We start from the raw sequence: 9,781 nt of genomic DNA on the forward strand, positions 1-9,781 counted from the left end.
AGATAGGGGAGATGCAATGTACGAGGTGCTTGAAGACTTTGCCCAGACCAACAACCTCCGGGAGACGAGCCCGGGGCTCAAACTCTTCATCGGGCTTGCAAGCATCCTCCTCTGTGTCTCATCGCCGGGTCCCGTCGCCCCCCTGCTCGTCGCGGCCTCGATGAGCGCCGCCGTCCTTGCCCTTGCAAAGATCCCGGCACGGTTCTACGCAAAACTCCTCCTCGTTCCGGTCTCATTTGCAGCGATGAGCATCGTCGTGATCCTCTTCATCACCGGCGGCGGGGCGGTGCTCCTCGAAGTCCCCGGTCTACCCCTCGCAATCACGGCGGACGGCGCGAACCTCGCCCTTCTCCTCCTCGCGCGGGTCTTCGGGGGCATGTGCTCGCTCTACTTCATCGCGCTCACGACGCCGATGACCGAGATCTTCGATCTCCTCCGGAAACTCAGGGTTCCCGCCGTCCTCATCGATCTCGCCATGCTCACCTACCGGTTCATCTTCATCCTCATCGAGGAAGCAGGACAGATCTACCGCTCGCAGGTGATGCGGCTCGGCTACAGGAGGTTCCGGGAGTCGGTGCATTCCTTCGGGATGCTCGCCGGAGCGCTCTTTATCAGAACCTGGGAGAGCGGCGAATCTCTGGTTCTTGCGATGGACGCACGCTGCTACGACGGTAAACTCGGCATCCCGAGCGATTCCCGGCCGGTCTCGGTTCCCGCACTCGCGGGCGGCCTCCTCTACCTCTCGGCAGTCCTCGGCGTCTCGGTCTCCACCGGGGGGGTGGTGCTCGTATGACGGAACCGCTGCTTGAAGCCGAGAACGTCGCCTACGCCTACCCGAACGGCCCCGCAGCCCTCGCCGGGGTGAGCGTCCGGATCGAGGCCGGTTCGAAGACCGCCATCGTCGGGCCGAACGGCGCCGGGAAATCGACGCTTCTCCTGATGCTCAACGGCATGCTCCGGCCGGCCTCGGGCGCGATCCGGTTCGACGGCCGACCGCTCGCCTACGACAACCGGAGCCTCCGCGAACTCCGGCGGCGGGTCGGGTTCGTCTTCCAGAACCCCGACGTCCAGATAGTCGCCCCGACCGTCGAAGCGGACGTGGCCTTCGGGCCGGTGAATCTCGGCCTCCCCCCCGACGCCGTCCGGCGGGCGGTCCGGGACGCGCTCGGCTACGTCGGGCTCCGGGGCTACGAGAAACGGCCGCCCCATCACCTCTCGGGCGGCGAGAAGAAACGGGTCGCCATCGCAGGCATCCTCGCGATGGAACCGGCGGTCCTCGTCTTCGACGAACCGACGAACACCCTCGACCCCGCAAGTTCCGAGGAGGTGATGGAACTCCTCGACGAACTCGCCTCTTCCGGCCGGACGGTGCTCGTATCCACCCACGACGTCGAACTCGCCTACCGCTGGGCCGACTCGGTCGTGCTCATGGAACACGGAAGCGTCCTCGCCCGGGGGCCGCCGGAAGCGGTCTTCTCCGACCACGCCCTCCTCGCGTCCGCCAGGCTGAAACCTCCCGCCCTCCTCGACCTCTACAACGAACTTGGTCTCCGGGGCGTCATCGACCGGGACGCTCCTCCAAAGAGCGTGCTCGAGTTCACCGACCGGATCGAGCGGGCGATGCACGGTCACGCACCGGCACGGGACAGGAACGGGAGGATCTACCTCTGCAACGCCGACCTGACCGGAGGCGACGAGGTGCGGCGCCTCGTGGAGCGCGGGACCGTCGACCACGTCGGGGCGATGGGCACCCGCGCAAAGGAGTTCGCCAACCGGGAACGGATCCTCCTCGACTACACCTACGGCGTCATCGACAAATGCATCTTAAAAGCCCTCATCGGGGAGAACTCGCTCATCATCACCACCGGGGGCATGGTCGAACACGTCCATCGCCGTATCGGGGAGTACAGCGCCGAGAGCGGACGGGCGCTCGCGGTGATCCCGGTCCGGGAGCCGGAGGATGCCTCCCTCGCGAAAGATGACCGTATCCCCATCTGACCGGCGTTCCGGCGCCCAACGCTCGCTTTTCCGGCGGCCGACCGTCCCCGGGGAGAAGGTTAATCCGGTGACGGTACCCGAAGAGTACTCATGATGCTCGAAGAGGTGCTGCAACGGATATCCGAGCAGGCGAAACGGAAGCGAATGAGCCTGCCCGACCATAAAACAAAGATTGTCTGTACCATCGGGCCCGCATCGCGATCCCGGGAGGTCCTCTCCCGGATGCTCCTCGCCGGCATGAACGTCGCACGGCTCAACCTCTCCCACGGATCGTTCGACGAGCACCGGGAGAACATCCGAAACATCCGGACCGCCGCGGAGGATACGGGCCGCCCGGTCACGATCCTGCTCGACCTGCCGGGGCCGAAGATCCGGATCGGCGATCTCGCATACGAGCCCCTGGAACTCCACAAAGGCGAGACCGTCACCCTCACGACCGCTCCGGCGTCGAGCGATCCATCCCGGATCCCCGTCGACTTCGAGCAGTTCCCGCAGCTGGTCTCGGAGGGGAGCACCATCTTCCTCAACGACGGGTTCCTCCAGCTCCGGGTCGATGAGGTTGCCGAGAACGAGGTCCGGGCGACGGTGGTCATCGGCGGCCCCCTCCTCTCGCGCAAGGGGATGAGCCTCGTCGGCGGCGGGGGGATCGTCGCCCTCAGCGCCGTGACCGACCGGGACCTCGAGTGCATCGAGTTCGGGCTCGCCGAAGGGCTCGACACCTTCAGCATCTCCTTCATCGAGCGGGCGGAAGATATCCTGAAGGCACGGGAGTATGCCGCCCGGTCCGGGAAGTCCATCCGGGTGATAGCCAAGATCGAGCGGCAGGAGGCGCTCGCAAACCTCGACGGGATCCTCCGGGAGACCGACGGGGTCATGATCGCCCGGGGCGACCTCGGGGTCCAGACGCCGATCGAGGACGTCCCCACGGTGCAGAAGCGGATCATCCAGAAGGCCAACATCCTCGGCCGCCCGGCGATCACCGCCACCCAGATGCTGATGTCGATGACCGACAACATCCGGCCCACCCGGGCGGAGGTGACCGACGTCGCGAACGCCATCCTCGACGGGACGGATGCGGTCATGCTCTCCGAGGAGACGTCCATCGGGAAGTATCCGGTCGAGACGGTTGCGATGATGGCAAAGATTGCCCGGTCGACCGAGGAGAAGCGTTCGCTCGTCGGTGCCGGGTGCAGCCCCCTTGCCTACTTCCGGGAGGGGAAGGGCAGGGAGCAGATCACCGTCAACGACGTCGTCTCGCTAAACGTCATCGAGGCGATAGATGCGCTCGGCATCCGGTACGTGCTGACGCCCACCCGTTCCGGGAGCACCCCGAGAAACATCTCCCGGTTCAAGCCCGGGGCCTGGATCCTCGCGTTCACCCGGAACCCGAGCACCTTCAAGTTCCTGGCGTTCTCCTACGGGGTCTGCCCGTTCCTGATCCGGAGCGAGAAGGAGTACTGGCATGGGGCGATCCTCGACTCGATCCGGGACTCGGGATTGATCAGGCCCGGCGAGCGCGTGGTCCTCACCGAAGGGGTCTCCCCCGGACGCGAAGGAACCGACTCGCTCATCATCCTCACGGTGGACTGAGCGGCGGCCGGCAAGACTACCCCCTTCCTCCGGCACGACAAACCCTATCCCGGCGAAGGACGAACACTCATCAATCATGGGAATGGTTGCTTCGAGGGAGCAGGAGATCTCGGAGAGGGACAGCGTGCTCAAAGAGAAGACCGCACGGCTCTCGGTCGCATCGAACTCGCTCCTTGTGGTGGCGAAACTCGCCGTCGGATTTGCCATCGGATCGGTCGGCATCATATCCGAGGCGATCCACTCCGCCATCGACCTCGTCGCCGCGTTAATCGCCTACGTTTCGGTTCGCCAGTCGGCCCGGCCGCCCGACGAGTGCCACACCTTCGGGCACGGGAAGTACGAGAGCGTATCGGGACTGCTCGAGGCGGTCCTGATCCTCGCGGCGGCCGTCCTGATCGTCAACGAAGCGTTGAAGAACCTCCTCGGCGGCGAGGTGACGCTGAACGTCGAGGGGCTCGGGCTCGGTATCGCCGTCATGCTGCTCTCGGCCGGGGTGAACGTGTACGTCTCTTCCCGGTTGATGACGGTGGCGAAGAAGACCGAGTCGATCGCGCTCGAGAGCGACGCCTGGCACCTCCGGACGGACGTCTACACATCCGCCGGGGTCGTCGTCGGGCTCGTCCTGATCCGGCTGACCGGTCTTGTGGTGCTCGATGCGCTCATCGCGCTCGTGGTCGCCGGGATCATCCTCCGTGCGGCCTTCGATCTCATCCGGCGCTCGTTCGAGGACCTCGTCGACAGGAGCCTTCCCGCCGACGAGGAGGATCGGATCCGGGAGATCATCAGCAGGCACTGCACGGACGCCATCGGGTTCCACCGGCTCCGAACCCGTCGGTCGGGACCGAACCGGTTCGTGGACCTTCACCTGGTCGTCCCGCGGACCGCGACCCTCGAAGAGGCATACGGCATCGTGAAACAGGTAGAAGACGACGTGCGGCGGGAGTTCCCCCGGACGAACGTCACGATCCGGGTTCAGCCCTGCACCGGCGAGGACTGCTCCGGCTGCGGGATCTTCACCACCTGCCCGGAGTGCGACCGGCCCGCGCTCTGCGGAAGGGAAAAAGAAGAGAAGTGAAAGGCCGGGGGTTCTTACCGCCAGGAAAAAAGGCCGCGAACCTGCATCTCCTCGCTCGCAAGGGTTCTCAGCCGGTCCTGCTCCTGCTCGATCGTCCGGACCTGCTCCCGGAGCATCGTCCGGGTCGCGTCATCGCAGGTGCAGTTCCCGATCAGGCGCCGGAGTTCCATGGCCCGCTCCCGGTTCCGCTGCGCCTCTTCCTCGATCAGCCGGGCGGCTTCCGTATCGCCTCCAAAGAGGGACCGTATAAAGCCGTGCCGGGCACGGATCTGCTCCTCGGCCTCGAAGGTCTTCTGGACCGAGTTGTCGACCTCCCGGGCGATGGCGGAGATGTTCGGTCCTATGCCGCCGGACCGGTTCTCAGCGCCGAGCAGGGCGTGGACTGCGAACCGGACCTGGTTACGGTCAGGGGCGAATTCTCCCCCCGGGGGGGTCGCATTCTCCGCGGCCCGCACCCGGTCCACGGACGCCTCGGTCTCCTCCGTCCTCACCCGCTGTCGGTCAGGGACGCTCCTTTCCCCGCCGGGGGTTGCATTCTCCTCCGCCCTCAACCGCTGCTCTCCCCCCGGCGTCGTGTTCGTCTCGCCGTTCCCGACCTGCTCTCCTCCCGGGCTGCCGTAGCTCCCGGGAGCAGCGGCCGCGAGTCCCGGGAGGAGGAGGAAGACGATCATGATTGCTGCAATGATGCGTTTCATCGAACCTCACCTCTGGTGGAAGAGAGATCCGGGGCTGCCGTATATACAATAATTGAACCGCCTGGTTCAACGGATCTCAGAGCAGTGCCGTGAGGGTGAGGCAGGCCACGACCGGGACGACGAGGTTATCGTCCACGGGGCTCGCCAGTTCGGCGACGGCCGCGGCAACCGCTGTCACGAGGGCGATCCCGGGCGGGAGGAGGAGAGCGAGCACGATCGCCGTCACCGCGAACCCGGCGAGCGTGCCTTCGAGCGATTTGTGGTTGTAGATCCGGGTTCTGCCGAACCGGAGACCGACAAGGGTGGTGACGCTGTCGAGGAGCGAGAGCGCGACGAGCCCGACGAATGCAACCTCTTTTGCAAAGAAGACGATACAGAAGAGGGCTCCGAGCGCAAAGAAGAGCGCTCCTTTCCCGGGGGCGGCGTCGCGCCGCTCGAGGCCCGCGACGATCGGCGAGACGACCGGGACGGTGTAGCCCCGGGAGATGGCGTCGGAGAGGATGAAACCCGCAAAGAGAGCAAGCACGAGGACGGAGAGGGCGAGATCGCGGTCGAAGAGGAGGACGAACCCTGCGATCCCGAGACCGAATATGAGGTGGACGACCTGCCGGAGCGACTCGTGCATCACTCCAGAGGTAGGCGCAGAAGCGGTTAAACCCTCTGTCCGCGGATGCGGATCACGGCGGGTGAACTACCCCACCCTTCAGGGCGGGGCTTCCTGCTTCATAGACAAAACTTGCATCACAGAAACGTGATGGAGAGGTCTTGGCTCCACAGGCTCAAAGGGCTGTTCCATCCCCACGCGGTGAATATTCACCGCAGCATTGTAATCTCTATCGACAACAAACCCGCAATATGGACATTCGTGAACTCTCACAGAGAGATCCTTTTTCACGATACTCCCACAGTTCGAACACATCTGCGTCGTATTCCGGGGATCGACTTTGATAAGATTCGTACCAGCCCTTGCAGCCTTGTACGAAAGATACGAAAAGAATCGTCCCCACGACGCACTGTGGATACTTCTCCGGAACCCGCGAGATTTGCCGTTCTCTTTCAGATACTTGATATTCAGATCTTCAACGCATATCGTTGCATAGGTGTCAACATACTGACGAGAAAGTTTGTGCAGGAAATCGTTCTTCTGGTTCGTGATATGGTCATACGCCTTCTCCAGTTTCCCTTTTGCCATCTTCCAGTTCTGTGAAAAGCGTTGCTTCCGGGCAACGCTCTGCTGCAACTTCTTAATCCGGTCAAGCGAGTGCTCATAGAATCGGGGATTCTCGATCACCATACCATCGCTATCGACCGCAAATGAATCCAACCCGACATCGACGCCGACAGAACGCCCTTCACGCTTTGATGCAGACACTGTCTGCTCTACCTGAACGATCACATACCATCTATCACCGGAACGGGTGATCAGGATGCCCTTCACCTTCCCACTGTAGGGTCGATACATGGTGAATGGGATTGTTCCGATCTTCGAGAAGGCAATCCTACTGTTTTCCCAGTCGATCTTGAACCCGGACTGGTTGTAATTGAGCGTCCGATACCGGGATGCGCTCTTGAACCGGAGTTTGCCGATCTTCCGCCCTCGTTTCTTTGTCTGCGACAGAGCACGGATGTTGCTCCAGAGGGTATAGTTCACCATCTGAAGGACTTTTGAATACACGTCCTTCAGAAATGGGTTCTCCTCTTTCAGCGTGACAATCCGCGCCTGCATTCCTCGCATCGTCGGAGTGACCCCGGTTTCTCGCGTGGTATTACACTCTTCAAGGAGTTTGTTGTAGAGCCACCTACAGGTATCGAGTGCGGCATTCAGCCGTGCCTCAGTGGTTGCATCTGGATACGCTCGATACTTGTAGGAAATGAGCATAGACAACAAGAGTGTTCATCTGAAAGAAGATAGACGTGATCCGTGCAGTGTGAAAGTGGAGAAGGGCAGCGGTGCGTCCGTCCCCGATCTATCGACCGGGGACGTCCCGCTCAGTCCCCTTCACCCCCGCAAGTTAAGTAGCCGGAGAGCGCACATTTCAGCAGGAGGTGACAGATGGAGCCCTCAACTTACACCGGAGAGAACGCTGCCGAAGCCAGGGATATGGACGCCGTGGCGCGATTTTACGTCAAATGCGCACTCTGGCTCGGGGTGCACGATCCGGTCTTTGTGGATGCCTATTTCGGCCCGACGGCGGTGCAGGATGAGGCGCTCACGGTTACGGTCCCGCCGGACCGGATCGCCGGGTACGCCGCCGACCTCCTTGCCACCCTGGACAGGATCGATCCCGACCACCTGGAGGAAGCCGGGCGCATGCGCCACACCCACCTCCGGGAGATGATCCGGGCGCTCGAGACCCGTGCCGGAATCCTCGCGGGGGAGAACCTCACCTTCGATGCCGAGACCGAGGCGCTCTACGGGGTCGCGGCGACGGAAGACGAACCTGACTGGTACAGCGAACTCCATGCAGCGCTCGATGCCTGTCTCCCCGGAGATGGCGACCTTGCCGTCCGCTACCGGGCGTTCATGGACGCGTTCGTCGTCCCGCCCGACCTGCTGGAACCGGTCTTTTCGGCAGCATTTGCCGAAAGTCGTCGCAGAACGGCCGAACGCCTGCCGCTCCCGGCAGGGGAGCGGCTTGAGATCGGCTACGCCGCCGGGGAGCCGTGGGAAGCCTTCATCCGCTACCTCGGGGATGGGGCGAGCCTCGTACGGGTGAACGCCGATCTGCCGGTCACCGTCGACCGGGCACTCGCCTACGCCTGTCACGAGGGTTACCCCGGCCGCCACACGATGCGGACGATCCGGGAGGCGGCGCTCGTCCGTGCCCGAGGCTGGATCGAGCACTCGGTCGTCACCCTCGCATCGCCGCTCGCGACGGTCGCCGAAGGGGCCGCCGTGCTCGGGGAGGAGATGATCTTTCCCGGCCCCGAGCGCGCGCGGTTCTTCGAGGAGGTTCTCTTCCCCCTGGCCGGGTTTGAGCAGGCGGATGCCGAGCTCTTCGACACCGTCGTTACCGCGTCCACGGCCCTGAACCTCACGGGAAACGCCCGGGTGGCCCGCGGGCATCTCGGCGGCGCCCTGTCGCGGGAGGAGGCGTGCAGGCTCCTCCAGGATGTTCTGCTCCTCGAGGCGGAGGCCGCACAGGTGCGTCTCCGGCTCATCGAGGAGCTCCGGGCGTACCCGGTGGCCCTCGCTCAGGGCTACCGGATCGTCCGGGACTACGTCGGGGACGGTGCGGACCGGTGGGAACGCTTCGTTCACGCCCTCACCGAACCGGTGCTGCCCGGCGACCTTACCTCGAGCGGCAGTCCCGAATGAACGACCGGGCTTCTTCGTCGGTGATCGCATAGGTCGCCTGGGCGTCGAGCGCAACGACGCGGAGGACCACCGCGACGTCGTCGAGGCGCCGCTTGTGGTCGCCGCGAACGTGCTTCCTCACCTCGCGCAGAGTCTCGAGTGCGGTCGCGACGTTCGCAATCGTGCAGAGCGCGCTCTCCCGGGTGCCGGCATCGACAACGGGAAGGGAGCGGGGCGGCCGGGTGACGGGAACAGGGGTCATGCTACCTATCCTTGCGCTTCATGAACTTGAATCTGCTGGAATCTCTGCAGATAACGTATTAACCCCAAAACCCCAATCTGAATTGAGTATCTCCCTGCCGGAGATCGACCTATGAGCGCAGACGATATGACCGATACGCCCGGATCGGAGGGGTACAAAGACCTCCTCGCAAACCCCTACCTTGCCGGCTCCATAAAGTTTGTTCTCCCGCTTGCCATCATCCCGGCCATCTTTGCAGCGCTCTACCTGATCGAGCCCTACCAGCAGTTCCTCGTCATCTCCGGGCTGATCGTTGCCTACTTTGTTCCTCCGGCCGGGAAAGAGTCGATCATCCCCATCGCGATCGTGATGGGCTACCCCTGGTGGCTCATCACGGCCGTGATCTTCCTCCTCGACGTGGCCGTCTCACTCTTCGTCGTCTGGAACTTCGACCTGGCCCTGAAGATCCCGATCATCGGCCGCCTGCTCGAGAGCGGGATGACGATCGGCAGGAATTATACCGAGAGCCAGCCCTGGCTCCGGCGATTCTCGACGATCGGGCTTATCCTCTTTGTCTTCTTCCCGCTCCAGGGGACCGGGGCGATGAACGGGGCAATCCTCGGCCGGCTGCTCGGGCTGGAGATGGGCAGGGTCTTTGCCTGCGTCTGCACCGGGTCGCTCGCCTCCTGCCTCATCTTTGCCCTCGGCTCCGACATGCTCCTGGACGTCTACCGGCAGAACCCCGCGCTCGGGATCGGCATCGTGGCCGCGATCGTCGTCGCCGTTCTGGCCGCCGTCGTGGGATGGCGGATGCATAAGGGGCGGCTCCGGGGCAGGACACCCCGGTGACGGCATAACCAACGACGAGAGTAGTTTCACAGACC

At 63.7% G+C, this 9,781-nt stretch carries 10 protein-coding genes; 6 read left to right on the forward strand and 4 right to left on the reverse strand.

Annotated elements, in window-relative coordinates:
• Positions 1-16: 16 nt before the first annotated feature.
• The 4 genes from cbiQ (at position 17) to L21_RS12120 (ending at position 4,663) form a co-directional block, all read left to right on the forward strand.
• Positions 17-793, forward strand: coding sequence for a cobalt ECF transporter T component CbiQ (gene cbiQ, locus L21_RS12105; RefSeq protein WP_074370709.1), 777 nt, complete (start codon positions 17-19; stop codon positions 791-793).
• Positions 790-1,998 (forward strand): energy-coupling factor ABC transporter ATP-binding protein, encoded by a 1,209-nt coding sequence (locus tag L21_RS12110; protein ID WP_074370710.1) that lies wholly within the window; start codon positions 790-792, stop codon positions 1,996-1,998. The genes cbiQ and L21_RS12110 overlap by 4 nt, the downstream gene beginning before the upstream one ends.
• 90 nt (positions 1,999-2,088) lie before the next feature.
• Positions 2,089-3,588, forward strand: a complete 1,500-nt coding sequence (pyk, locus tag L21_RS12115; protein WP_083608995.1) for a pyruvate kinase — start codon at positions 2,089-2,091, stop codon at positions 3,586-3,588.
• Positions 3,589-3,664: 76 nt separating this feature from the next.
• Positions 3,665-4,663, forward strand: coding sequence for a cation diffusion facilitator family transporter (locus L21_RS12120; RefSeq protein ID WP_074370711.1), 999 nt, complete (start codon positions 3,665-3,667; stop codon positions 4,661-4,663).
• Positions 4,664-4,677: 14 nt separating this feature from the next.
• Here the strand turns inward: L21_RS12120 and L21_RS12125 are convergent, their stop codons facing one another.
• The 3 genes from L21_RS12125 to L21_RS12135 form a co-directional block, all read right to left on the reverse strand.
• Entirely contained in the window at positions 4,678-5,358 is a 681-nt protein-coding gene (locus L21_RS12125) for a hypothetical protein (protein WP_074370712.1), read from the reverse strand.
• Positions 5,359-5,434: 76 nt separating this feature from the next.
• Positions 5,435-5,983, reverse strand: coding sequence for a diacylglycerol/polyprenol kinase family protein (locus L21_RS12130; protein ID WP_074370713.1), 549 nt, complete (start codon positions 5,981-5,983; stop codon positions 5,435-5,437).
• 78 nt (positions 5,984-6,061) lie between these two features.
• Positions 6,062-7,237: an RNA-guided endonuclease InsQ/TnpB family protein gene (locus L21_RS12135; protein ID WP_074370714.1), complete on the reverse strand. Its 1,176-nt coding sequence runs from the start codon at positions 7,235-7,237 to the stop codon at positions 6,062-6,064.
• A gap of 174 nt (positions 7,238-7,411) precedes the next feature.
• On the opposite strand from L21_RS12135, the gene L21_RS12140 reads away from it, so the two are divergent.
• Positions 7,412-8,677: a hypothetical protein gene (locus L21_RS12140; protein ID WP_074370715.1), complete on the forward strand. Its 1,266-nt coding sequence runs from the start codon at positions 7,412-7,414 to the stop codon at positions 8,675-8,677.
• Here L21_RS12140 and L21_RS12145 read toward each other — a convergent pair.
• Entirely contained in the window at positions 8,652-8,918 is a 267-nt protein-coding gene (locus L21_RS12145; RefSeq protein ID WP_074370716.1) for a hypothetical protein, read from the reverse strand. The two genes, L21_RS12140 and L21_RS12145, sit on opposite strands and share 26 nt — an antisense overlap.
• A 111-nt stretch (positions 8,919-9,029) precedes the next feature.
• Here L21_RS12145 and L21_RS12150 point away from each other — a divergent pair, with 111 nt between their 5' ends.
• On the forward strand, positions 9,030-9,746 hold the full coding sequence (locus L21_RS12150) for a small multi-drug export protein (protein ID WP_074370717.1): 717 nt from the start codon (positions 9,030-9,032) through the stop codon (positions 9,744-9,746).
• The last annotated feature ends 35 nt before the right edge of the window (positions 9,747-9,781 follow it).

The sequence above is a fragment of the Methanoculleus chikugoensis genome (assembly GCF_900095385.1).
In the GTDB taxonomy this organism is placed as follows: domain Archaea; phylum Halobacteriota; class Methanomicrobia; order Methanomicrobiales; family Methanoculleaceae; genus Methanoculleus; species Methanoculleus chikugoensis_A.